This window comes from Streptomyces boncukensis (assembly GCF_011045075.1).
In the GTDB taxonomy this organism is placed as follows: Bacteria; Actinomycetota; Actinomycetes; order Streptomycetales; family Streptomycetaceae; genus Streptomyces; species Streptomyces boncukensis.
Window position 1 is genome coordinate 1 of the sequence record NZ_JAAKZZ010000080.1, and the last position, 21653, is coordinate 21653.

At 73.6% G+C, this 21653-nt stretch carries 27 protein-coding genes; 9 read left to right on the forward strand and 18 right to left on the reverse strand.

Annotated elements, in window-relative coordinates; genetic code table 11:
- The 3 genes from G5C65_RS10670 to G5C65_RS10680 form a co-directional block, all read left to right on the forward strand.
- A partial coding sequence (locus tag G5C65_RS10670) for a zinc ribbon domain-containing protein (protein ID WP_165298508.1) occupies positions 1-265 on the forward strand: 265 nt, incomplete at its 5' end.
- Between the two features lie 79 nt (positions 266-344).
- Complete coding sequence (locus tag G5C65_RS10675) at positions 345-956, forward strand: FAD-dependent monooxygenase (protein WP_241265708.1); 612 nt, start codon at positions 345-347, stop codon at positions 954-956.
- Positions 953-1480: a DUF1697 domain-containing protein gene (locus tag G5C65_RS10680; protein WP_165298510.1), complete on the forward strand. Its 528-nt coding sequence runs from the start codon at positions 953-955 to the stop codon at positions 1478-1480. Before G5C65_RS10675 ends, G5C65_RS10680 begins: the two co-directional genes overlap by 4 nt.
- 90 nt (positions 1481-1570) lie before the next feature.
- On the opposite strand, the gene G5C65_RS10685 is transcribed toward G5C65_RS10680, so the two are convergent.
- Entirely contained in the window at positions 1571-2461 is an 891-nt protein-coding gene (locus tag G5C65_RS10685) for a LysR substrate-binding domain-containing protein (RefSeq protein WP_165298531.1), read from the reverse strand.
- Between the two features lie 77 nt (positions 2462-2538).
- Between G5C65_RS10685 and G5C65_RS10690 the strand changes: the two genes are divergently transcribed.
- Positions 2539-3480 carry an EamA family transporter gene (locus G5C65_RS10690; protein ID WP_206441551.1) on the forward strand — a complete coding sequence of 314 codons (942 nt, stop codon included), beginning with the start codon at positions 2539-2541 and terminating at the stop codon, positions 3478-3480.
- 110 nt (positions 3481-3590) lie between these two features.
- A complete protein-coding gene (locus tag G5C65_RS10695) occupies positions 3591-4253 on the forward strand; it encodes an NAD(P)-dependent oxidoreductase (protein WP_338146312.1) in 663 nt (220 codons plus the stop codon).
- A gap of 39 nt (positions 4254-4292) precedes the next feature.
- Here G5C65_RS10695 and G5C65_RS10700 read toward each other — a convergent pair whose 3' ends face one another.
- The 3 genes from G5C65_RS10700 to G5C65_RS10710 form a co-directional block, all read right to left on the reverse strand.
- A complete protein-coding gene (locus G5C65_RS10700) occupies positions 4293-4994 on the reverse strand; it encodes a TetR/AcrR family transcriptional regulator (protein WP_165298512.1) in 702 nt (233 codons plus the stop codon).
- Between the two features lie 22 nt (positions 4995-5016).
- Complete coding sequence (locus G5C65_RS10705; protein WP_165298513.1) at positions 5017-6219, reverse strand: cytochrome P450; 1203 nt, start codon at positions 6217-6219, stop codon at positions 5017-5019.
- Between the two features lie 118 nt (positions 6220-6337).
- Complete coding sequence (locus G5C65_RS10710; protein ID WP_206441553.1) at positions 6338-6760, reverse strand: MerR family transcriptional regulator; 423 nt, start codon at positions 6758-6760, stop codon at positions 6338-6340.
- Positions 6761-6815: 55 nt separating this feature from the next.
- Here G5C65_RS10710 and G5C65_RS10715 point away from each other — a divergent pair, with 55 nt between their 5' ends.
- Positions 6816-7787 carry an SDR family NAD(P)-dependent oxidoreductase gene (locus tag G5C65_RS10715; protein ID WP_165298515.1) on the forward strand — a complete coding sequence of 324 codons (972 nt, stop codon included), beginning with the start codon at positions 6816-6818 and terminating at the stop codon, positions 7785-7787.
- A 71-nt stretch (positions 7788-7858) separates the two neighbouring features.
- Positions 7859-8365 (forward strand): GNAT family N-acetyltransferase, encoded by a 507-nt coding sequence (locus tag G5C65_RS10720; RefSeq protein ID WP_165298516.1) that lies wholly within the window; start codon positions 7859-7861, stop codon positions 8363-8365.
- A gap of 60 nt (positions 8366-8425) precedes the next feature.
- Here G5C65_RS10720 and G5C65_RS10725 read toward each other — a convergent pair whose 3' ends face one another.
- From G5C65_RS10725 to G5C65_RS10770, 10 genes are all read right to left on the reverse strand, one after another.
- A complete protein-coding gene (locus G5C65_RS10725) occupies positions 8426-9250 on the reverse strand; it encodes a sirohydrochlorin chelatase (RefSeq protein WP_165298517.1) in 825 nt (274 codons plus the stop codon).
- Positions 9250-10188 (reverse strand): ABC transporter permease, encoded by a 939-nt coding sequence (locus G5C65_RS10730; RefSeq protein ID WP_165298518.1) that lies wholly within the window; start codon positions 10186-10188, stop codon positions 9250-9252. The genes G5C65_RS10725 and G5C65_RS10730 overlap by 1 nt, the downstream gene beginning before the upstream one ends.
- Positions 10172-10981, reverse strand: a complete 810-nt coding sequence (locus G5C65_RS10735) for an ABC transporter ATP-binding protein (RefSeq protein ID WP_165298519.1) — start codon at positions 10979-10981, stop codon at positions 10172-10174. The genes G5C65_RS10730 and G5C65_RS10735 overlap by 17 nt, the downstream gene beginning before the upstream one ends.
- Entirely contained in the window at positions 10978-12192 is a 1215-nt protein-coding gene (locus tag G5C65_RS10740; RefSeq protein WP_165298520.1) for an aliphatic sulfonate ABC transporter substrate-binding protein, read from the reverse strand. Before G5C65_RS10740 ends, G5C65_RS10735 begins: the two co-directional genes overlap by 4 nt.
- 2 nt (positions 12193-12194) lie before the next feature.
- Positions 12195-13577: a sulfate adenylyltransferase subunit 1 gene (locus tag G5C65_RS10745; RefSeq protein WP_165298521.1), complete on the reverse strand. Its 1383-nt coding sequence runs from the start codon at positions 13575-13577 to the stop codon at positions 12195-12197.
- Between the two features lie 2 nt (positions 13578-13579).
- Positions 13580-14521 (reverse strand): sulfate adenylyltransferase subunit CysD, encoded by a 942-nt coding sequence (gene cysD, locus G5C65_RS10750; protein ID WP_338146313.1) that lies wholly within the window; start codon positions 14519-14521, stop codon positions 13580-13582.
- Between the two features lie 136 nt (positions 14522-14657).
- Positions 14658-15191 (reverse strand): adenylyl-sulfate kinase, encoded by a 534-nt coding sequence (gene cysC, locus G5C65_RS10755; RefSeq protein ID WP_165298522.1) that lies wholly within the window; start codon positions 15189-15191, stop codon positions 14658-14660.
- Positions 15192-15222: 31 nt separating this feature from the next.
- A complete protein-coding gene (locus G5C65_RS10760; protein ID WP_165298523.1) occupies positions 15223-15939 on the reverse strand; it encodes a phosphoadenylyl-sulfate reductase in 717 nt (238 codons plus the stop codon).
- Positions 15936-16136, reverse strand: coding sequence for a hypothetical protein (locus tag G5C65_RS10765; protein WP_165298524.1), 201 nt, complete (start codon positions 16134-16136; stop codon positions 15936-15938). Before G5C65_RS10765 ends, G5C65_RS10760 begins: the two co-directional genes overlap by 4 nt.
- Positions 16133-17827, reverse strand: coding sequence for a nitrite/sulfite reductase (locus G5C65_RS10770; RefSeq protein ID WP_165298525.1), 1695 nt, complete (start codon positions 17825-17827; stop codon positions 16133-16135). Before G5C65_RS10770 ends, G5C65_RS10765 begins: the two co-directional genes overlap by 4 nt.
- On the opposite strand from G5C65_RS10770, the gene G5C65_RS10775 reads away from it, so the two are divergent.
- Positions 17826-18002 carry a hypothetical protein gene (locus G5C65_RS10775; protein WP_165298526.1) on the forward strand — a complete coding sequence of 59 codons (177 nt, stop codon included), beginning with the start codon at positions 17826-17828 and terminating at the stop codon, positions 18000-18002. The two genes, G5C65_RS10770 and G5C65_RS10775, sit on opposite strands and share 2 nt — an antisense overlap.
- A 3-nt stretch (positions 18003-18005) precedes the next feature.
- Here the strand turns inward: G5C65_RS10775 and G5C65_RS40385 are convergent, their stop codons facing one another.
- Complete coding sequence (locus G5C65_RS40385) at positions 18006-18089, reverse strand: putative leader peptide (protein WP_312000843.1); 84 nt, start codon at positions 18087-18089, stop codon at positions 18006-18008.
- A gap of 124 nt (positions 18090-18213) precedes the next feature.
- Here G5C65_RS40385 and G5C65_RS10780 point away from each other — a divergent pair, with 124 nt between their 5' ends.
- The gene (locus tag G5C65_RS10780; protein WP_165298527.1) at positions 18214-18630 is read left to right on the forward strand and encodes a RidA family protein; all 417 of its coding nucleotides are present in this window, start codon (positions 18214-18216) and stop codon (positions 18628-18630) included.
- On the opposite strand, the gene G5C65_RS10785 is transcribed toward G5C65_RS10780, so the two are convergent.
- The 3 genes from G5C65_RS10785 to G5C65_RS10795 all read right to left on the reverse strand — a co-directional run bounded on the left by G5C65_RS10785 (position 18608) and on the right by G5C65_RS10795 (position 21653).
- A complete protein-coding gene (locus G5C65_RS10785) occupies positions 18608-19270 on the reverse strand; it encodes an alpha-ketoglutarate-dependent dioxygenase AlkB (RefSeq protein WP_165298528.1) in 663 nt (220 codons plus the stop codon). The two genes, G5C65_RS10780 and G5C65_RS10785, sit on opposite strands and share 23 nt — an antisense overlap.
- A gap of 5 nt (positions 19271-19275) precedes the next feature.
- Positions 19276-19878 carry a GNAT family N-acetyltransferase gene (locus G5C65_RS10790; RefSeq protein WP_165298529.1) on the reverse strand — a complete coding sequence of 201 codons (603 nt, stop codon included), beginning with the start codon at positions 19876-19878 and terminating at the stop codon, positions 19276-19278.
- Between the two features lie 80 nt (positions 19879-19958).
- Positions 19959-21653 (reverse strand): P-loop domain-containing protein, encoded by a 1695-nt coding sequence (locus tag G5C65_RS10795; RefSeq protein ID WP_165298530.1) that lies wholly within the window; start codon positions 21651-21653, stop codon positions 19959-19961.

The window sequence follows — 21653 nt, forward strand, 5'->3', positions numbered from 1 at the left end:
CTTCGCCCAGCTCGGAGACTTCATCGTCTACAAGGCGCGGCGGGTCGGTGTCCCGCTCGTGTTCGTCAACCCCGCCTACTCCTCCCGGGAGTGCGCGGAATGCGGACACGTCGACCGGCTCAACCGCATCAGCCAGGCCAAGTTCGTATGCCGGTCGTGCGGCGTCGTTGCGCACGCCGACCGGAACGCTTCCCGCGTCCTCGCCCGCAGGGGCGAGAACGTGTGGGCTGCGGGGCGTGAGTCACGCGTCCCTGCCACCCCATAGGGGTGTCTGGACGGAGGAGCCTACCCAGCAGCCAGTTGGGCACTACCTCCAAGCCCGGTCCCTTCAGGGCCGGGTCAAGTTGACCACGCACAACTTCCTCGGGCTGGAGGACTGGCAGGTGTGGACCCAGCACGAGGGCACGGGCAGCTGCGTCTATCCGGTCCGGGGCAACACCGAGCTGCGCGTCACCCTCGGCTTCACCGCCCAGGAGCCCCTCGACCTCGACCACCGCGACACCGGCGGCCACCGGGCGCTGGTCCACGAGCGGCTCGGGCACCTCGGCGGCGACATCCCCCGGCTGCTGGAGGCGATGCACCGGGCGCCGGACTTCCTCTTCGACGCGATGGCGCAGGTGCGGATGGACCGCTGGACCAGCGGCCGGGTGACGCTCCTCGGCGACGCGGCCTGCTGCCCCTCGCCGCTGTCCGGGCAGGGCAGCAGCCTGGCGCTGGTCGGCGGCTATGTGCTCGCGGACGAACTCGGCGCGGGCCGGGGGGATATCGCCTCCGCGCTGGCGGCCTACGAGCGCCGGATGCGGCCCTTCGCGCGGCTGAACCAGGACCTCGCCACCGAGAACCCCGGCGCGGGCCCCTCGGAGGCGTCCATGGAGCGGGCCAAGAACGCGGTCGGGCTGGACGTCGAACGCCATGGGGGCGCCGTGTCAGAGGGGGCGCATAGAGTGCGGGCATGACCTCGTATGCGGCGCTGCTGCGCGGAATCAACGTCGGCGGGCACAAGAAGGTGCCCATGGCCGAACTTCGCGGGCTGATCGAGGAGCTCGGCTGGACAGATGTGCGGACCTATCTCCAGAGCGGTAACGCGATCTTCCGCACGTCCGAGGCCGACCCGGGGCCGAAGCTGGAGGAGGCCATAGCGGAGCACTTCGGGTTCGAGGTGCGCTGTCTGGTCCGTACGTCCGAGGAGCTGCGGCAGGTGGCGGCGGCGTGCCCGCTGCCCGCCGCCGAGTTGGACCCGGCCAAACTGCTGGTGCTCTTCCTGGAGGAGGAGCCGCCGCCCGGCCACTTCGCCGGGGTCGAAGCGGAGCGGTTCGCGCCGGACGAGTTCCACCCGGTGGGCCGGGCCGTCTACTGCTACTTTCCGCAGGGCATGGGGCGCAGCAAGCTGCCGGAGGCGCTGAACGCGGTGCGTCCGGCCATCGTCTCCACGGGGCGGAACTGGCGCACGGTCCAGCGGCTGATCGAGCTGACGAGTTAGGGCGCGTCCGGCGGATCCGGAACTCGCCGGGCCGGGGCTGCCCCTTGCCGCGCGTCGCGACGCCGCCGCGGAGGTCCATGGGAAAGGGTCCTACGTCTGGTGGCGGACTCCGAGGACATCGAGCAGGGCCCGGGTGGCCGGAGTGGGATTGAACCGGCTCCACACCAGGAGCTCGTCGCGGCGCGGCCCGTCGACGACCGGGACCAGCGCCAGCCCCGGATCCTCGGCGACCAGCGGCCGGACGAACGCCGCAGGCAGCAGCGCGACGCCGAGCTCGCGCCCGACGAGCTGGGTGATCAGCTCGGCGACGCCGGCCTCGTAGGCGACGTCGCGGCCCAGGCCCGCGGCGGCGAACGCCTGGTCGGACTGGGCCCGGCCGGGCGACCCCTGCCGGAAGTCCACGAACGTCTCCCCGGCGATCTCGCGCAGCGTCACCCGGGCGGCGCCCGCCAGCCGGTGCCCGGACGCCACCACCAGCAGATGCTCGTCGCGGTCGAGGACGACGGCCTCCACCCCGGACGGCCGCGCGTCCGCCGGCAGGCCGAGGAAGGCGATGTCCAGCTCTCCTTCCCGGACCGCCACGGCCAGTTCGTCGCTGCTGCCCGCGCGCAGCCGGACCCGGACGTCCGGGTACCGGGCGCGGTACCGCTGCAGCAGCTCGGGTACGTCGATGGCGGCCGTGGTCCTGATCATGCCGACGACAAGCCGGCCGCGCACCGCCCCGGTCGCGGCGGCGGCGTCGGCGACCGCGCGGTCGGCGGCGGCCAGGCACTCCCGCGCCCCGGCGAGAAACGCCTCGCCCGCGCCGGTCAGCTCGGTGCTGCGGCTGGAGCGGGCGAACAGCCTGACCTCGAGCTCCCGTTCCAGTCCGGCGATCCGGTGGCTGAGTGACGACTGCACCACGCCGCAGCGCTCCGCCGCGCGCGTGAAGTTGCGGGTTTCGGCGACGGCGACGACATAGCGCAGCTGTTGGAGATCCACGGCACCATGGTTCTCGTTCATAGCTGCAATCGCAACCATGCTTTGGACGCATGGTGCGCCGCGCCCAGACTCCTCGTATGAACACCAGCACACAGCGGGCCGCCACGGTCGCGCTGACCGCGCTCGCCCCCGCCTCCTGGGGCACCACCTACGCCGTGACCACGGAGCTGCTGCCGCTCGGGCACCCGCTGTTCGCCGGGCTGATGCGCGCCCTGCCGGCCGGGCTGCTCGCGCTGGCGATCACCCGGGTGCTGCCCCGCGGGGACTGGTGGGGGAAGGCCGCCGTGCTGGGCGTGCTCAACATCGGCGCCCTGTTCCCGCTGCTGTTCGTGGCTGCCGAGCGGCTGCCGGGTGGCGTCGCCGCCACGCTCAGCGCCGCCCAGCCGCTGCTGGTCGCCGGGCTGGCCATCGTGGTCGTCCGGGACCGGCCGAGCGCCTGGCGGTGGGCCTGGGGCGTGCTCGGCGTCGTCGGCGTCGGCCTGGTGGTGCTGGGGCCGGGGGCCCGGCTGGACGCCGTCGGCGTGCTCGCCGGCCTCGGCGGCACGGCCGGCATGGCGGGCGGGGTGGTGCTCACCAAGCGCTGGGGCCGCCCGCCGGGGGTCGGTCCCATGGCCCTGGCCGGCTGGCAGTTGACGGCGGGCGGCCTGCTGCTGCTCCCGCTCGCCTTCGCCGTCGAGGGGGCGCCGCCGGGCGTCGACGCCGGGGCCGTCGGCGGCTATCTGTGGCTCGGCGGCATGGGCGGGCTGATCTCGTTCACGCTGTGGTTCCGGGGGATCGGCGTGCTGCCGGTCGGCGCGTCCGCACCGCTGGTGCTGCTGTCCCCGCTGGTCGCGGCCGGCATCGGGATCGGTCTTGGCGAGTCGCTCAGCCTGCCGCAGGCCCTCGGGTTCGCCCTGGCCCTGGCCGCCATGCTCGCCGCGCAGCGGGGCGCCCCCGGCTCGTTCGGCCGCACTGCGCCCGGCCGGCCCACGCACGATCACATCCGAGAAGAACCGGTTCACGAAGGACGCCAAGGATGACGCCGAGGATGACGAACGCGACAACGAATATGCAGCCGACTCCGACTCCGGACACGACTCCGGACACGACGCCGACTCCGACTCCGACTCCGACTCCGGGGACGGTCGCCGTGCTCGGCGCCACCGGGACGGTGGGCAGCCGGGTGATCGCCGAGGCCCGCGCCCGCGGGCACCACGTGCTGGCGCTGTCCCGGAAGCCGCCGAACGCCGGTCCCGGAGTGACACCGGTCGCGGTCGACGCGAGCGACCCGGACGCCGTACGCGAGGCGCTCGCGGGCTCCGGACCGCACGGCGCGGCGGACGCCGTGGTGCTGGCGGTGCGGACCGTGCCCGTCGACCGGGAGTTCCTGGTCGGGGCCACCCGTACGGCACTGGACGGTGCGGCGCGGCTCGGGGCCCGCGTGCTCGTGGTCGGCGGCGCCGGCGCCCTGCGCAGCCCCGACAACCGCGACCTGCTGGTCGCCGACAACCCCGGCTATGTGCCCGCCGAGTTGCGGCCCGTCGCCGCAGCGGGCGTCGCCCAACTGCGGGCCTGCCGCGCCCACACCGGCGGCGACTGGGTCTATCTGAGCCCGCCTGCCGTACTCGAACCCGGTGAGCGCACCGGCCGCTACCGGCGCGGTACGGACACCCTGCTCATCGGCGTCGACGGCCGGTCGTGGATCAGCACCGAGGACCTGGCCGTCGCCGTGCTGGACGAGCTGGAGGCCCCGTGCGGCGAACGCCACATCACGGTCGCGCACAGCGAGGGCCCCGCGGCGGCGCGGACCTGAGCCCCAGGCCGTCCGGGCGGCCCGCACGGCGCCCCGGACTCACCGGGCGCGCCGACGCCGGGGAGATCCATCGGAAGGGCCCCGGCCCCGAGGGGGAACCGGGGTCGCCGGGGCCAGGAAGACGGCGGTGATCGCGTCGATGAGGCCGGTCCCCGTCGCCTCCCAGGTCGCCCTGGGCGTCTCCCCTCCCTCGTGCAGCGCCCGCTCCCGCTCCGCGCACATGTGGACCAGCAGATGCCGGGCCATCGCCGAACGCTCGTCCCGCACCTCCTCCGGCTGCATCGGCAGCAGCCGGGTCAGTGCGGCCCGCACCTCCCGCAGCGTGGGCGAGCCGTCGTTCGCGGCGAGGATGGGCGCGCGCAGCGACGGCTCGGTCATCGCCTGGGCGAGGAACCGCGCCAGCCAGGTCGGCGGCTCCAGCGCCGCCAGATAGTCGATGGTGGGCCGGACCAGGCAGTGGACCCAGTCCCGTACCCGCTCCGAGCCGCGGGTGGCGGCGACCGCCTCCGCGCGCCGCAGCTCGACCGACTGGTCGTGCTTGCGGACGACGGCCAGCACCAGCTCCGTCTTGGAGCCGAAGTGGTAGCCGACGGCGTAGTTGTTGGCCTGTCCGGCGGCCTCGCTCACCTGGCGGTTGGAGACCGCCGCCACGCCGCGCTCGGCGAAGAGCCGCTCCGCCGCCGCGAGGATCTGCTCGCGGGTCTCGCCTCCACGCGTGGAGGCGGAAGCGGAACCGGCCATGCTCACCACCGCACCCTCGATGTCACCACCGCACCAGCAGTTCCCTGATGCCACCGGACAGTATCTCGTCCCGGGTGGCCACCGAGGCGGCGGGTGCCGCGAGGTCCAGCGTGGGCAGCCGCCGCAGCAGCACGCCGAGGACGGCGCGCAGCTCGGTGCGGGCCAGCGCCTGGCCGAGGCAGGCGTGCGGCCCGGCGCCGAAGGCGAGGTGCGGGTTGGGGGAGCGGCGCAGATCCACCCGCTCGGCGTGGTCGAAGACCCGCTCGTCGCGGTTGGCGGCGCCCAGTCCGCACACCACGGTGGTGCCGCGCGGCAGGGCCGCGCCCTCGACGTCCACGTCCTCGGTGAGATAGCGGGGCAGCCCGAACCCGCTGGCCAGGTCGTAGCGCAGCGCCTCCTCGACGGCGCCGTCGACCAGCCCGAAGTCGGCCAGCAGCTCCTCCCAGTGCCGCCGGTCGGCCAGCAGCATCAGCACCATCTTGCTGATCATGTTCGAGGTGGTCTCGTGCCCGGCGACCAGCAGTCCCTGGCCGGTCGCGATCAGCGCCTCCTCGGAGAGCCTGCCGTCCCCGCTGTCGCGCACCGCGATCAGCTCGCTGAGCAGGTCGTCACCGGGCGCCGCCCGCTTGGCCGCGAGGTGCGCGGACATATAGGCGTCGAACTCGTCCTGCGCGGCCGCGATGTCCGCACTGGTGAACTCGCTGATGCTGAGCTGGACATGGGCCCAGTGCGCGAACCGGTCCCGGTCCGAGTCCGGCACTCCGAGCAGCTCGCAGATCACCCAGACGGGCAGCGGGAACGCCAGGGCGCGCACGAGATCGACGGGCGCGCCCCGCTGGTGCATGGCGTCGATCAGCGTGTCGGCCCGGTCCTCGATGCGTGCGCGGAGGGCCGCCATCCGGCGCACCGTGAACCACTTGATCACCAGCCGCCGCCACTGCCGGTGCCCCTCGCCGGTCATCTCCAGGGCGCTGGGGGCCGCGAACGGGCCGCCCTCGGGGGCTGTACTGATCCGCGCGGCGTCCTCGGCGGACAGCTCCCGGGTGAACCGGGGGTCCGCCATCATCCGCCGGACGCTGTCGTACCGGGTCAGCAGCACCGCCTCGTCGCCGCTGGGCAGGCGGACGGGGGCGACCGGGCAGCGCTGCCGCAGCCATGCCCACTCCGGTGGCGGTTCCACGGCGGTCGGACTCTTGAAGGGGTACGTGCCTACAGGTTCCGTCATACATCCAGTTAAGTCACACCTCTTAATTCAGTCAAGCGCCTTAATCCAGGGCCGGCCCTTGCCCACGGCGCGGTTGCCAGCGGTTGCCAGCGGTTGCCAGCGGTTGCCAGCGGTTGCCTCAGGCTGTCGGGTCCCAGAGTCCGTCGGCTTCACCGCGGGCGAGGTGCTCGGCGTAGACGCCGACCTTCCAGGCGATGACGGACCGGCACTCCTCCAGCGCCTGGATCTGCGCGTCGACGCGCTGCCGATGGGCGTCGAGCAGTCGCAGGCGGTCCGCCTCGTTGCCCGGCCCGCGGCGTACCAGTTCGGCGAAGTGCTTGAGGTCGGCGAGCGGCATGCCGGATTCGCGGAGCTTGACGCAGATCAGCAGCCACTCGACGTCGAAGGAGGTGTAGCGCCGCCGACCGCCCGACGTGCGCTGGACCGGCCCGACGAGCAGGCCCTCGCGCTCGTAGAAGCGCAGGGCGTGCACGCTCAGTCCGGTCCGCTCGGCTACCTCGCCGATGCTCAGCGACGGCACGGGGGCCCCGGTGGTGGTCATGCCGCTCACTCCCGGACTTGATCTAGACCTCGCTCCAGATCGTAGCGTCAGCGGCATGACCGCTACTGCTCAGCAGCCGCTCGGCTCGCCCTTCTCCGCCTCCGCCACCGCCGAGGACATCATGGCCGGCCTCGATCTCTCCGGAAGGACGGCCGTGGTCACCGGGGGCTACTCCGGGCTCGGCCTGGAGACCGTCCGGGCTCTGACGGCCGCCGGAGCCCGGGTCGTCGTTCCCGCCCGCCGCCCCGGCGTTGCCCGCACCGCTCTGGAGGAGGTGAAGAACTGCGAGGTCATCCCCATGGACCTGGCCGACCTCGACAGCGTCCGCTCAGCCTCCGCGCACATCGGCGACCGGCTGGACCGGCTCGACCTCCTGATGGCCGTCGCCGGAGTCATGGCCACCCCGGAGCGGCGCGCCGGGCCCGGCTGGGAAGGCCAGCTCACCGCCAACCACTTCGGGCACTTCACCCTCGCCTGCGAGCTCTACCCGCTCCTGGCCGCCGCGGACGGCGCGCGCGTCGTCGCCAACAGCTCCGCCGGACACACCCTGACCGGCATCCGCTGGCACGACCCGCACTTCCGTACCGGCTACGACGCGTGGCTGGCCTACGGCCAGGCCAAGACCGCCAACGCCCTGTTCGCCGTGCACCTCGACGCCGTCGGGAAAGGCGACGGCGTCCGGGCGTTCGCCCTCCACCCCGGAAAGATCATCACCGGGCTCCAGCGGGAGATGACGCTCCAGGCGCAGATCGACCGCGGCTGGGTGGACGAGCACGGCCATGTCATCGGCGAAGGTTTCAAAACTCCCTCCCAGGGGGCCGCCACCGGGCTGTGGGCCGCCACGTCCCCGCTCCTCGACGGCCGAGGCGGCCTCTATCTGGAGGACTGCGACATCGCGCACATCTCCGCCCTCGGCGCCCCCATGGACGACGGCGGCGTCCGCGCATACGCCGTCGACCCCGAGGAGGCGGCCCGGCTCTGGGACCTGTCTCTCGCCGCGACCGGCGCCACGCCGATCCCCCGATGAACCCGCGCTCGGCACGGCGCGGGCCGCCCTTGGGTCGATCACTCGGCGCGCGACCTGGGTAGAGTCGCGCAATGCCCGAGCTGAAGCGGCTGCATGCCGGCCACGCCCCGGCGGTCCTGGCCTTCGAGCTGGCGAACCGCACCTACTTCGCCGCCTCGGTCTCCGACCGCGGCGACGACTTCTTCGACCAGTTCACCGACCGGTACAACGCCGCGCTGGCCGAGCAGGAGGCCGGCGTCTGCGCCTTCTACGTACTCGTCGCCGAGGACGGCTCGGTCCTCGGCAGGTTCAACCTGTACGACGTGGAGGACGGCACTGCCAGACTCGGCTACCGGGTCGCGGAGCGGGTCACCGGCCGCGGCGTGGCGACCGCGACCGTCCGGGAGCTGTGCCGGATGTCGACAGCGGTGCACGGCCTGCGCAGACTGCGGGCGGCCACCTCCCACGACAACACCGCGTCCCGGAAAGTCTTGGCCAAGGCCGGGTTCGTCCCGGTCGGCCCTGCCACCCCGGCCGAACTCGGCGGCAAGTCAGGCACCTGGTACCAGCGCGACCTCCAGCCATACCCCGCCTCCTGACGGGGCGGTGACGGAAGGCGTGCCCCGTCGGGGGCGCGGGGAACTGCGCGACCAGCGAGATCACGCGCGCACTGCGGTGAGCGGCGAGGGGCAGCCCCCGCTCGGCACCGGTGCCAACGGCTCCGGGCTCCCCGAAAGCTCCGCGTACCGCAGCACGGTCAGCCGGGCCACCTCCTCTGCGGTGCCCAGCACGGGCGCGAGCGCGTCGGCGCCCGCCTCCCGCGCGCCCGCCGCGATCCGGTCGGGCAGAAAGCCCGGCGCCAGCACATACGGGGCGACCGCGACCTGCCGTACCCCGTCGGCACGCAGCGCCCGTACGGCGTCCGCCGTACGGGGAAGGGCCGCGGAGGCGAACGCGGGCCGCACGGCGCACCATCCGGCGGTGCGCCGCCACTCCCGCGCGATTTCAGCGATCACCGCGATCGCCTCCGGGTCTGTGGAGCCGGCCGAGGCCAGCACGATGCCGGTCGAGGCGCGCTGCCGGGCGCCCCCGGCCGCGCCCGCCGTGCGCAGCCGCCGCTCCAGCGCTGCCACCAGCAGCGGATGCGGGCCCAGCACCGGCGCCTGGCGCACCGTCATACCGGGCAGCCCGGCCGCGCTCTCGCGCAGCGCCTGCGGGATGTCGGACTTCGCGTGGAACGCCCGGCTCAGCAGCAGCGGTACGGCCACCACCTCGCGGACCCCTCCGGCGTGCAGCCGCGCCAGGGCGCCGGGCACCGAGGGGGAGTCGAAGTCCAGATAGCCGACCTCGGTGGGGACGCCGTCCGGCAGCAGCCGCCGCACCCGGGCGGCCAGCGCGCCGACCGTCGTCGCGTGCCGCGGGTCGCGGCTGCCGTGCGCGACCAGCAGCAGCGCGGGGCGGGGGGCGGGGCTCGGGCGCGGCATCAGCGGAGCAGCCCCCGCTGCCGCAGCACCCGGCGCTCGACCGGGGCGAAGATCAGCAGTTCGATGGCGATGCCGACCATCAGGATCAGCAGGATCGCGCCCAGCACCAGCGGCATGTCCTGGTACGAGCGGCCCGTCTCCAGCAGTTGGCCGAGCCCCGAGCCGAGCTCGGGCGAGGTCGCGATCAGCTCGGCCGCCATCAGCGAGCGCCAGGAGAACGCCCAGCCCTGTTTGAGCCCCGCGATATAGCCGGGCAGCGCCGCCGGGAGCAGGACGTGCCACAGTCCGCGCAGGCCGGTCGCGCCGATCACCTTCCCGGCGCGCAGGTGCAGCGGGTCGATCCGGTCGACGCCTGCCACCAGCCCGTTGGCGATGGACGGTACGGCGCCCAGCAGCACCACCGTGTAGATGGTGGCGTCCGTCAGCCCGAACCAGATGATCGCCGCTGGGACCCACGCCACCGACGGCAGCGACTGCAGCCCGGAGAGGATCGGCCCGATCGCCGCGCGCACCGGCTTCACCCGGGCCACCAGCAGCCCGAGCGGGGTGCCGACGACGAGCGCGACGAGGAAGCCCAGCGCACCGCGCGACACGCTCTGCCAGACGACCCCGAGGATCGTGCCCTTGTACCACTCCTCGGCGAGCGCGTCCCACACCATCTTCGGGCTGGGCAGCTGGTAGTCCGGCTTGAGGTGCAGCTCGAACGCCAGCTGCCACAGGCCCAGCACCAGCACCACGGCGAGCACCGGCGGCAGCACCTTCTCGCGCAGCAGCCGGCCCAGCGGCTGGCGGGTGGTGGTGCGGGTGTCCAGTGCGTCCAGCCCCGCCTCCAGCCCGGCGAGGCCGTCCTCCCCGGCCGCGTCGTCCGCGCCGCTCCCGCCGCCGGGCCCGGCGGCGGTCCGCTCGCCGTCCCGGCGGTCCTCAGTCGTGCCGGCCATGGCGGCGGATCTCCCCCCTGAGCTGCTCGGTGATCTCGACGGACAGCCCCGCGACGTCCGTGTCCTCGATACGGCGCGGCTGCGGGAAGCCGACCTCCCACTCGCGGGCGATCCGGCCGGGCCGCGAGGAGAGCAGCACCACCCGCTGCGCCAGCCGCACCGCCTCCCGGACGTTGTGCGTCACGAACAGCACGGACACCTTCGTCTCGGCCCAGATCCGGGTGAGCTCCTCGTGCAGCACGTCCCGGGTGATGGCGTCCAGCGCCGCGAACGGCTCGTCCATCAGCAGCAGCCGGCTGTCCTGCGCCAGCGCCCGCGCGAGCGCGACCCGCTGCCGCATACCGCCGGACAGCTCGTGCACCCGCTTGCGGTGCGCGCCGCGCAGCCGGACCAGCCCGAGCAGCCGCTCGGCCTCCTCCCGCCGCTCGGACTTGGGCAGCCCGCGCAGCTTCAGCGCCAGCTCGATGTTCCTGCCCGCCGTCAGCCACGGGAACAGCGCGTGCTCCTGGAACATCAGCGCGGGTCGCCCGCCCGGTACGTCGATCTCCCCCGCGCTCGGCCGGTCCAGCCCGGCGACCAGGTTGAGCAGCGTCGACTTGCCGCAGCCCGAGGCGCCGAGCAGCGTCACGAACTCGCCGGGCGCCACGTCGAGACCGATGTCGTCCAGGATCTGCTGTGGGCCGAAGGACTTCGAGACATGTGCGAGCCGGGCGGCGTAGCCGGGCTCCGGGAGCGAGCTCGGGGCCGGGTGCGACTGCCGGGCGTGCTGCTCGGCGAGAGCTGCTGTCGTCATCGGTTCACCTCCAGCTCTGCGGAGTGGACGGGAGTCCGGCCCGCAGACGCGAGAACCTTGTTGAGGGGGGTCAGGTCGTAGATCCCGCGCAGGTCCGACTTCTTCAGCAGCCCCGCGTCCACGGCGTGCGCAGCCTGCTGCTTGAGGGTGGACGGCAGCGGGTCGTCCGTGATGTCGATCTGTGCGAAGGCGGCGTCCAGCACCTTGCGGGGCAGCGGCCTGCCCGCGTCCCGCTCCAGGGCCGCGTTGACCGCCCGCTTCGCCGCGCCGGGGTGCGCGCGGATCCAGGCGTTGGCCTCGACCGAGCCGCGCACCACCGCCTCCACGGCGTCCGGGTGCTCCTTGAGGAAGCCCTGCCGCACCACCAGGTTGGTGGTGACGAACTTGCCGCCCCGCCACAGCTCCTTCTCGTTCAGCAGCCGCTTGCCGCCGGCCTCGACCAGCAACGACGCGGTCGGCTCGGGCACCCAGGCGCCGTCGATGCCGCCCTGCCGGAAGCTGGTGGGGATCTCCCGGGTGTCCTGCCGCAGCACCGGGACGTCCCCCTTGCCGGTCTCCGGCTCGATCTTCGTCCCCCGTCCGGCCAGATAGTGCAGCAGCGCCACGTCCTGGGTGTTCCCGAGCTGCGGAGTGGCGATCTTCTTGCCCTTGAGGCCCCGCAGCGAGGCGACCCGGTCGGGGTTGACGACGAGCGAGGCGCCGCCCGAGGTGGCTCCTGCGACGATGCGGAGGTTCTTGCCGTGCGCCTGCGCGTAGCCGTTGATCGCGGGGGAGGGGCCGACCCAGAGCATGTCGACGGCCTTGGCGTTGAGCGCCTCGATCGCGGCCGGGCCCGCGTCGAAGACCCGCGGCGAGACCTCGGTGCCGCCCAGCTCCTCGGGGATCTCCCCGCCGTCGCGCAGCCCGGCCAGGGGCGTGGCGTGGGTGACGTTCGGGAAGTAGCCGAGCTTGATCTTTTCGAGGCCGTCCACCTTTGCGCCGCCCACGGCCCGCGGGCCGCTGTCGTCCACGGCCCGGGAGCCGTAGCCGCAGCCGGCGGTGAGGAGGAGCGGTACGAGGGCGAGGGCCGTCAGCACCGCTGGGCGGCGCCGGCGCCCCGAAGGTGCGCGGGGAACTGCGCGCTCGGCTGCGGCGCGGCCGCAGACCGCGGCGGCGGGGCGGGGGCGGCCCGGATGCGGCACCGGATCCGGCACGGGCGAGGCGGCGGCCATCGTCAGAAGTCCCAGCCTTCGTCGTCGGCCCGCTCCGCGCCGGGCCCCGGCTCCGCGAAGGTGCCCTCGGCGAAGGCGCCGCCCGCCATCCCGGCCGTCAGGGTGCTCCCGTCGGCCGGGTCGAGCAGCAGGAAGGAGCCGGTGCGCCGGGAGACCGCGTACGGGTCGACGGGCAGTGCCTCGGCGGTGCGCAGCACCACCCGCCCGATGTCGTTGGCCACCAGCTCGCCGGGCGCCGGGTGCTGCGGCAGGCCCCGCTGCTCGTCGGAGACGGTCAGCGTCAGCCGGGAGGGGATGTCCTGCACGATCGCCTTCACGGTGCGGGTGGTGTGCTTGAGCAGCACCCGGTCCCCGGGCCGCAGCGGGCGGTCGTGCAGATGGCAGACGGTGGCGGTCAGGTCCTGGGAGACGGGCACGGCCGCGTCGGCCGGGACGACCAGGTCGCCGCGCCCGATGTCCAGGTCGTCCGCGAGCCGCAGGGTCACCGACTGCGGGGCCCAGGCCACGTCCACGGACTGGCCCAGCGCGTCGATGCCCTCGACGGTGCTCGTACGCCCCGACGGCAGCACCGCCACCCGCTCGCCGACCCGCAGCACGCCGGAGGCGATCTGCCCGGCGTAGCCCCGGTAGTCGGGGTGCTCGGCGGTCTGCGGGCGGATCACGTACTGCACGGGGAAGCGCGCCGCGTCGCCGGTGGGGTCGTGCGCGACCGGCACCCGCTCCAGGTGCTCCAGCACGGTGGGGCCCGCGTACCAGGCCATGCGCGCGGACGGGGCCACCACGTTGTCGCCCGCCAGCGCGGAGATCGGGATCGCGGTGATCTCCGGGACGCCGAGCGAGGTGGCGTAGGCCGTGAACTCCCGCTCGATGCCGGCGAACACCGCCTCCTCGTAGCCCACCAGGTCCATCTTGTTGACGGCCAGCACCACGTGCGGGACGCGGAGCAGCGCGGCGACCGCGGCGTGCCGCCGGGTCTGCTCGACCACGCCGTTGCGCGCGTCCACCAGCACCACCGCCAGCTCGGCGGTGGAGGCGCCGGTGACCATGTTCCGGGTGTACTGCACATGGCCCGGGGTGTCGGCGAGGATGAACCGGCGGCGCGGGGTGGCGAAGTAGCGGTACGCCACGTCGATGGTGATGCCCTGCTCGCGCTCGGCCCGCAGCCCGTCGGTGAGCAGCGCCAGGTCCGGCGCCTCCTGGCCGCGCGCCTCGGACGCGCGGGAGACGGCCTCCAGCTGGTCGGCCAGCACCGACTTGGAGTCGTGCAGCAGCCGGCCGACCAGCGTGGACTTTCCGTCGTCCACGGATCCCGCGGTGGCGAACCGCAGCAGCGAGGTGGCGCTGCCCGCCTCGGCGCCCGCGGTCACGGTCTCGGTGACGGACATGATCAGAAGTACCCCTCGCGCTTGCGGTCTTCCATCGCGGCCTCGGACAGCTTGTCGTCCGCTCTGGTGGCGCCGCGCTCGGTCAGCCGGGAGGCGGCGATCTCGGCGATGACCTTCTCGATGGTGTCGGCGTCGGAGTCCACGGCGCCGGTGCAGGACATGTCGCCGACGGTGCGGTAGCGCACCCGGCGCCGCTCCACCGGCTCCCCGTCCTTCGGCCCGCCCCACTCGCCGGGCGCCAGCCACATCCCGCTGCGGCCGAACACCTCGCGCTCGTGCGCGTAGTAGATCGCGGGCAGCTCGATCTTCTCCCGTCCGATGTACTGCCACACGTCCAGCTCGGTCCAGTTGGAGAGCGGGAAGACGCGCACGTGCTCGCCGGGCGCGTGCCGCCCGTTGTACAGCTGCCACAGCTCGGGGCGCTGGCGGCGCGGGTCCCAGCCGCCGAACTCGTCGCGCAGCGAGAACACCCGCTCCTTGGCGCGCGCCTTCTCCTCGTCCCGCCGCCCGCCGCCGAAGACCGCGTCGAACCGGTGGCCCGAGATGGCCTCCAGCAGCGGCAGGGTCTGCAGCGGGTTGCGGGTGCCGTCGGGGCGCTCGCGCAGGGTGCCGTTGTCGATGTAGTCCTGCACCCTGGCGACGTACAGCCGCAGCCCGTGCTCGGCCACCGTGCGGTCCCGGAAGTCCAGCACCTCCGGGAAGTTGTGCCCGGTGTCCACGTGCAGCAGCCCGAACGGCGGCGGCGCCGGAGCGAACGCCTTCAGCGCCAGGTGCAGCATGACGATGGAGTCCTTGCCGCCCGAGAAGAGGACCACCGGGCGCTCGAACTCCCCGGCCACTTCACGGAAGATGTGCACGCCCTCCGACTCCAGCGCGTCCAGATGCGACAGCGCGTACGGACTGCCGATGTCGTCCAGTGCTGCGGCCGCCGTCCCGGTCGTCACCGTGCCTCCTCGTTCGCCACGCCGCGCCAGCGGCTGATGTCACCGTCGCCCGCGCGGCTGCGTGCGGGTTTCGCCGTCGTCCGCGGCCCGGCAGCCGCGCGTGCTCCCCCAGCTACCGCTGGGCGGTACCCCCAGCTCACAGCCGTCCCCTCTCCACCAGCAGTCGGTGGACCGCCGCCGCCGATTCGGCGACGGTCCGCTCGTGCGCCGCGATGCGCAGGTCCGGGTTCTCCGGCGCCTCGTACGGGTCGTCCACGCCGGTCAGCCCGGTCAGCTCGCCGGCCGCCTGCCTCGCGTACAGGCCCTTCACGTCGCGCTCGGAGCACACCTCGACGGGCGTCGCGACGTGCACTTCCAGATAGGGGGTGCCCTCCGCGTCGTGCCGCTTGCGCACCGCCTCGCGGCTGGCCGCGTACGGGGCGATGACCGGTACCAGCACCGTCACCCCGTGCGAGGCGAGCAGTTCGGCGACGAACCCGATGCGCTGGACGTTGGCGTCCCGGTCCGAGCGGGAGAATCCGAGCCCCGCGGAGAGGAAGGTGCGGATCTCGTCCCCGTCCAGCACTTCCACCGCGCGGCCCGCACCGCGCAGCCGCTCGGCCAGCGCGAGCGCGATGGTCGTCTTGCCCGCGCTCGGCAGGCCCGTCAGCCACACTGTGGCGCCCGTCATGGCTCCCTCCTGGTGGTCACCCGAAGTCCTGTCATATATGTAGCCCACACTCGGTTTTGCCCCGTCCCGCCCAGCGTCCCGCGCGCGTGTCCTCGCCCGCCAGAATGCGCCGCGTGCATGGCGCACATCCCACGGAGCTATACCCGTCCATGAGCAGCGGGTTCGTCAGCACGCCGTGCTCGGCGACATACGTATCCACGTCCTGCTGGGTCCAGCGGGCGATGGGGGCGATCTTGACCTTCCGCCGTTTGGCGTCCCAGCCGACGACCGGGGTGCCGGCGCGGGTCGGCGACTCGTCGCGGCGCAGGCCCGTCGCCCACGCGTCGTAGGCGCGCAGGCCCTCCTCCAGCGGCTGCACCTTGCGCAGCGCGCAGCACAGGTCGGGGTCGCGGTCGTGCAGCTTGGGGCCGTGCTCCGCGTCCTGCTCCGCGACGGTCTGCCGCGGGGTGAGCGTGATGACGTTGACGTCCAGCACCGCCGCGACCGCGTCGCGGGTGCCGATGGTCTCGGGGAAGTGGTAGCCCGTGTCCAGGAAGACGACGTCGACGCCGGGGAAGGCGCGCGAGGCCAGGTGCGCGACCACGGCGTCCTCCATGGAGGAGGTGACGCAGAACCGCGCGCCGAAGGTGTCGGCGGCCCAGCGCAGGACGTCCAGTGCCGGGGCGTCCTCCAGCTCGCGTCCTGCCGCGTCGGCGAGCCGCTCCAGTTCCTCGGGGGAGCGCGTCTGCGCTATGTGGTCGCTGCTCATGAGGCGGACGCCTCCTGTCCGTGCCCGGCCTGTCCCCGGCCCTCGGTCCGCAGACCGGCGGCGAGCAGGCCGAGGAACTTCAGCCCGAACGCCCGGTTGCACGCGGCGCACTCCCACGCGCCGTGCCCCTCCTCCGAGGGCCGCAGGTCCTCGTCCCCGCAGTACGGGCAGTAGAACGGTGCCGCTCGTTCGCTCATGTCAGCTCACTCTCCTCGGCGCGCGCCGCCCACTGCGCGAAGCGCTCCCCCTCGGTTCGCTGGGCGTCGAAGCGGCGCAGCAGCCGCTCGATGTAGTCGGGCAGTTCGTCGGCCGTCACTTTCAGGCCGCGTACCTTGCGCCCGAAGCCGGGCTCCAGGCCGAGCGAGCCGCCCAGATGCACCTGGTAGCCCTCGACCTGTTCGCCGCTCGCGTCGGTGACGAGCTGGCCCTTGAGTCCGATGTCCGCGATCTGGATGCGGGCACAGGAGTTGGGGCAGCCGTTGAGATTGATGGTGACCGGTTGGTCGAAACCCGGCAACCGGCGCTCCAGTTCGTCGATGAGGGCGGCGCCGCGGCCCTTGGTCTCGACGATCGCCAGCTTGCAGAACTCGATGCCGGTGCAGGCCATGGTGCCGCGCCGGAAGACGGACGGGCGGGCGGTCAGGTCCAGCGCCTCCAGCCCCTCGACGAGCGCGTCGACCTGGTCCTCGGTCACGTCCAGGATGAGCATCTTCTGCTCGACGGTGGTCCGCACCCGGCCCGAGCCGTGTGCCTCCGCCAAGTCCGCGATCTTGCTCAGGGTGGCGCCGTCCACCCGGCCCACGCGCGGCGCGAAGCCCACGTAGTGCCGTCCGTCCCGCTGCCGGTGCACGCCGACGTGGTCGCGCCACTCGTGTACGGGCTTCTCCGGCGCGGGCCCGTCGGCCAGCCGGCGCAGCAGATACTCGTCCTCCAGCACCCGCCGGAACCGCTCCGGTCCCCAGTCGGCGACCAGGAACTTGATGCGGGCGCGGGTGCGCAGCCGCCGGTAGCCGTAGTCGCGGAAGATCGACACGATGCCCTCGTGGACGTCCGCGACCTCCTCCACCGGGACCCAGGCGCCCAGCCGTACCCCGATCTTGGGGTTGGTGGAGAGCCCGCCGCCGACCCACACGTCGAACCCGGGCCCGTACGTGGGGTGGTCGACGCCGACGAACGCCACGTCGTTGATCTCGTGCGCGACGTCGAGCAGCGGCGAGCCGGAGATGGCCGTCTTGAACTTGCGGGGCAGGTTGGAGTACGCCGGGTTGCCCACGACGCGGCGGTGGATCTCCTCGATCGCGGGGGTGCCGTCGACGATCTCGTCCTCGGCGATCCCCGCGACGGGCGAGCCGAGGATCACCCGCGGGGTGTCCCCGCACGCCTCGGTGGTGGACAGCCCGACGCCCTCCAGCCGCCGCCAGATCTCCGGCATGTCCTCGATCCGGATCCAGTGGTACTGGAGGTTCTGCCGGTCGGTGATGTCGGCCGTGCCGCGTGCGAACTCCTGGGAGACGTCCCCGATCACCCGCAGCTGCTGGGTGGTGAGCCGCCCGCCGTCGATGCGGACGCGCAGCATGAAGTACTCGTCGTCCAGCTCCTCCGGCTCCAGCACGGCCGTCCTGCCGCCGCTGATGCCCGGCTTGCGCTGGGTGTAGAGCCCCCACCAGCGCATGCGTCCGCGCAGATCGGAGCCGTCGATGGAGTCGAACCCGCGGTGCGCGTAGATCGTCTCAATGCGTGTCCGCACATTGAGACCGTCGTCGTCCTTCTTGTTCTGCTCGTTGGCGTTGAGCGGGGTGAAGTGGCCCGCGGCCCACTGCCCTTCGCCGCGGTGGCGGCCCGTCTTGCGGCGGGCTGGGGGAGCGGGGCGCTCGGAGGCTTCGGCCATGGCGGGAGATCCTTCGGGCAGGCGAGACGGCGCGTACGAGACGGGCCTCAGCTGGGAGATGGCCTGTACGCAGGCGGAGGTGCCGCGAGCACGCGGGCTCGCCCGCAGCAGTGGGGGCGGGCCGGGCTCGGCGGAACAGGAGTCGAAAGACGGCTCGAAGACGGCGGTGCTGTGACTGTCAGCCCGCCGGACAGATGGCGCTGGACACCCGAACGAGGTCGACGTGGCGTCGACTCACCAAAGCGATTCCGGCGCGAGACATGACGGAAGCCTCGCACGGCGGTCTGACGCCAGTCCACTGTTATCCATATCCTGGACATTTGTGTTCCGCTTTATGAGATTCGCCGGTCGGAATGGATCGCTGCATCCCCGCGTTGAGGTCCGGTATGACCGCACACACGATCGTGAATCCGGCGGCGCTGCACGACCCGGCCCCGTTCGGGTACAGCCACACCGTCAGCGTCCCCGCCTCCGGGGAGCTGGTGTTCATCGCCGGCCAGTACGCCTCGGACGCGGAGGGCGCGGCCGTCGACGGCAACTTCGCCACCCAGGTCTCGGTGGCCTTCGACAAGCTGGGAACCGCGCTGGAGGCGGTGGGGCTCGGCTACCGGGACGTGGCGCGCCTGGGCACCTACGTCGTGGACCACGACCTGGACAAGCTGGCCGCGCTCGGCAAGGAGGTGCACCGCATCTGGGGCGACAGCCCGCCCGCGCAGACGCTGAGCGGAGTGGCCTCGCTGGCCCTGCCCGGCATGCTGTTCGAGGTGGACGCGGTCGCGGTCAGGGCTCCGTCAGCCCCGTGACCCGCATCGTCAGATTGAGGCGGCCCGAGTGCAGGCCCGCGGCCGGGTCGCCGGTGCCCGGCAGCACCTTCGGCACTCCGTGGTACGCGAGGCGCGCGGGCCCGCCGAAGACGAACAGGTCCCCGGACTCCAGCTGCACGTCCGTATAGGGCCGCCCCCGCGTCTCGGTGTTCCCGAAGCGGAACACGCACGCGTCCCCGACGGTGAGCGAGACGACGGGCGCGCCGGAGCGCTCGTCCCGGTCCTGGTGCATGCCCATCCGGGCCCCGGCGCCATAGAAGTTGATCAGCGCGGTGTCGGGGGCGTACCCGTCCCCGGCCGCCGGGTCCCGGTACGCGTCGGCGAGCGCCCGCCGGCCCCACTCCGCCAGCCAGTCGGGGAACGGCGCGACGCGGGCCCCGTTCACGTCGTCGGCGGTACGGGAGTACGCGTACGGCTTCCAGTGCCAGCCCAGGCACACCGTCCGCACCGACATCACCCCGCCGCGCGGCAGCCGGGTGTGCCGCATCGGCACCGGACCGGCCGCCCAGTCGCGGCACGCCTCGACGAGCGCGCGCCGCGCGTCGGCGTCCAGCCACCCCGGCACATGCACGGCGCCGGGCGCGACGACCGTGCGGGGCCGGGGGACCAGCGCATCCACGGCGCTCAGCCCTCCGCCGGCCCCGCGCCGGGCCACACGCCGGGGTGCGGGACGTGCGGCTTCTCGCTCACCTCCGTGCGGTAGACGCGGAAGCCGCGCCGCTCGTAGTTGGCGCGGGCGTACGGCCCGTCCTTGCTGCAGGTGTGCAACCACACCCGCTCGACCCCGGGCAGCCGCCCCTCCCAGCGCTCTGCCAGATCCCACGCGCGCTCGGTCCCGCGGGTGAGCAGATGGCCGCCGAGCCCGCGCCCCTGCGCGTGCGGGAGCAGCCCGAAGTAGCTGATCTCGCAGACCCCCTGCTCGGTGGCGCCGTCCAGCTCGATGAACCCGGCGGGCGTCCCGCGCTCGTAGGCCACCCAGGTCTCCACGCCCGGCCGCTCCAGGAACTCCCGCCACCGCGCGTACGGCCACGGCAGCCGGTCCGTCCAGGACACCCCGGCGCCGACGGAGGCGTACAGGAACCGGCTGAACTCCGGAGCGGGTGTCCGGGAGCGTTCGATCCGGATATCGGCCGCGTGCGCGGGCGTCCCGGCCGGGGCCAGGTCCACGGGCGCGGTCTGTTCGAGATACCAGGTGGTCACCGTGACGGTGCGGGATCGGTCACTCATGCGTCCAGTTCACCATGGGGCCCGCGCAGGTTCTCTTCCGGAACCCGGTGCGGCCGTGGTCAGCGCCGGGTACTCCGGACTCATCCCCTCCGCATCCGCAGCCCGCGGACCCGGTTCAGCGCGGAGGCCACCTCGAAGCGGCGCGGCACCGCGAAGTCCTCGTCCCGCACCGACAGCAGCGCCCCCGTCGTCAACTCCTCCTCCAGCAGATCGAGCCCCGCGGCCAGCGTCCGCTCCCCGTCGAGGTGGCCGCGCCGCACCGCCAGCTCCAGGGCCAGCCCGATCCCCGTCACCTGCCGGGGGTCCGAGATCTGCTCCACGGCCCGCAGGTCCACCTCGTGGTCCCCGAACGACAGCACGTCCTCGCCGCGCGCCCGGATCCGCGGGCGCCCGCGCACCTCCGCGTCCAGCGACGCCGGCAGGGGCACCCGCGGGACGACGCCGGGGAAGGACTCCGCCTCGGCCCGCCGCCCGGTCGGCACGGACGCGATCTCGCGGGCCCGCTTCGTCACGTCCGAGGGGCGGTACGCGTCCATCATCAGCACCCGGTCGGCGATCTCCAGATAGTCCCCGGAGCCGCCCATCACCAGCACCGTGGACACCCCGTGGTCCCGGTGCAGTGAGCGAATGGAGTCGACGAGCGGCGTCAGCGGCTCCCGGTCCTTCGCCACCAGCGCCTGCATCCGCGCGTCCCGGATCATCAGGTTGGTCGCGGCGGTGTCCTCGTCGATGAGCAGCACCTTCGCGCCCGCCTCGACGGCCTCGCACAGCGAAGCGGCCTGCGAGGTGGAGCCGGAGGCGTTCTCCGTCGAGAAGTCCGCCGTGTCCGAGCCGTCCGGCAGGTGGTCCACAAACGCGTGCACGTCCACCCGCTCCACGCGCCGCCCGTCCTCCGCACGCAGCTTCACCGTCTCGGAACGTGAGACGACGCGTTCGCGCCCGTCGTCCGGCACATGGTCCCAGATGCCCGTCTCCAGCGCCCGCAGCAGCGTCGACTTCCCGTGGAAGCCGCCGCCCACCACCAGGTTCACGCCCTCCGGGACGCCCATGCCGGTCACCGTGCCCGCGTGCGGCAGCTCGACGGTCACCCGCAGCTCGGGCGGGGACGCGAAGGGCACCACGCCGCTGTCCCGCGCCGGGCGGTCGTCCACGCCGCTGCGGCGCGGCAGTACGGCGCCGTCCGCGACGAAGCCCACCAGGCCCAGCCCCGGCAGCGCGTCCCGCAGCGCGACGGAGTCCTCCACGGTGTGCACGAACCGGCGCACCGCTTCGGCGTCCAGCGCCCCGTAGCGCAGCGCGCGCCCGGCGGCGTCCGGCAGCACCCGGGTCAGCAGCCGCTGCGCCTCGCGCCCGTCGATGCGCCGCCCGTGCCCCGGCAGCGCGGCGCCCAGCCGCAGCGTCACGCTCCCGTCCCGGCCGTCGACGGAGCACGAGCTGCGGTCCAGCACCTCCTGCCCGCCCGCGTCGACCCGCAGCGCCTTCTCGCCGCGCACCGCGCGGTCCGCGCCCCGCGCCAGATACGAGGCGAGCGCCCGCCGCCGCGTCGCCGTCTCCCACAGCTCGCGCGGGAACCCGGCCAGCTCGGCGGGCATGTGCACGGCGATCCGCGCGGGCGGCGCATACGGGTCGGCCTGGCCGCGCACCAGCTCCAGCGTGCAGCCGTCCGGCAGCGCCCACCGTCCGACGAGCGACTTGTAGCGCCCGTACTGCGCGCCCTCCAGCGCCGCCAGCTCCTCCGCGAGCCCGCGCCGGGTACGAGCGGCGCCCGCGCGGAT

Bases quoted from the DNA above. Each gene is read 5' to 3' on its own strand.
- G5C65_RS10680 (WP_165298510.1), top strand. From the start codon at position 953: ATGACCTCGTATGCGGCGCTGCTGCGCGGAATCAACGTCGGCGGGCAC.
- G5C65_RS10690 (WP_206441551.1), top strand. From the start codon at position 2,539: ATGAACACCAGCACACAGCGGGCCGCCACGGTCGCGCTGACCGCGCTC.
- G5C65_RS10700 (WP_165298512.1), bottom strand. From the start codon at position 4,994: ATGGCCGGTTCCGCTTCCGCCTCCACGCGTGGAGGCGAGACCCGCGAG.
- G5C65_RS10705 (WP_165298513.1), bottom strand. From the start codon at position 6,219: ATGACGGAACCTGTAGGCACGTACCCCTTCAAGAGTCCGACCGCCGTG.
- G5C65_RS10710 (WP_206441553.1), bottom strand. From the start codon at position 6,760: ATGACCACCACCGGGGCCCCCGTGCCGTCGCTGAGCATCGGCGAGGTA.
- G5C65_RS10715 (WP_165298515.1), top strand. From the start codon at position 6,816: ATGACCGCTACTGCTCAGCAGCCGCTCGGCTCGCCCTTCTCCGCCTCC.
- G5C65_RS10720 (WP_165298516.1), top strand. From the start codon at position 7,859: ATGCCCGAGCTGAAGCGGCTGCATGCCGGCCACGCCCCGGCGGTCCTG.
- G5C65_RS10725 (WP_165298517.1), bottom strand. From the start codon at position 9,250: ATGCCGCGCCCGAGCCCCGCCCCCCGCCCCGCGCTGCTGCTGGTCGCG.
- G5C65_RS10730 (WP_165298518.1), bottom strand. From the start codon at position 10,188: ATGGCCGGCACGACTGAGGACCGCCGGGACGGCGAGCGGACCGCCGCC.
- G5C65_RS10735 (WP_165298519.1), bottom strand. From the start codon at position 10,981: ATGACGACAGCAGCTCTCGCCGAGCAGCACGCCCGGCAGTCGCACCCG.
- G5C65_RS10740 (WP_165298520.1), bottom strand. From the start codon at position 12,192: ATGGCCGCCGCCTCGCCCGTGCCGGATCCGGTGCCGCATCCGGGCCGC.
- G5C65_RS10745 (WP_165298521.1), bottom strand. From the start codon at position 13,577: ATGTCCGTCACCGAGACCGTGACCGCGGGCGCCGAGGCGGGCAGCGCC.
- cysC (WP_165298522.1), bottom strand. From the start codon at position 15,191: ATGACGGGCGCCACAGTGTGGCTGACGGGCCTGCCGAGCGCGGGCAAG.
- G5C65_RS10760 (WP_165298523.1), bottom strand. From the start codon at position 15,939: ATGAGCAGCGACCACATAGCGCAGACGCGCTCCCCCGAGGAACTGGAG.
- G5C65_RS10765 (WP_165298524.1), bottom strand. From the start codon at position 16,136: ATGAGCGAACGAGCGGCACCGTTCTACTGCCCGTACTGCGGGGACGAG.
- G5C65_RS10775 (WP_165298526.1), top strand. From the start codon at position 17,826: ATGGCGGGAGATCCTTCGGGCAGGCGAGACGGCGCGTACGAGACGGGC.
- G5C65_RS10770 (WP_165298525.1), bottom strand. From the start codon at position 17,827: ATGGCCGAAGCCTCCGAGCGCCCCGCTCCCCCAGCCCGCCGCAAGACG.
- G5C65_RS40385 (WP_312000843.1), bottom strand. From the start codon at position 18,089: ATGTCTCGCGCCGGAATCGCTTTGGTGAGTCGACGCCACGTCGACCTC.
- G5C65_RS10780 (WP_165298527.1), top strand. From the start codon at position 18,214: ATGACCGCACACACGATCGTGAATCCGGCGGCGCTGCACGACCCGGCC.
- G5C65_RS10790 (WP_165298529.1), bottom strand. From the start codon at position 19,878: ATGAGTGACCGATCCCGCACCGTCACGGTGACCACCTGGTATCTCGAA.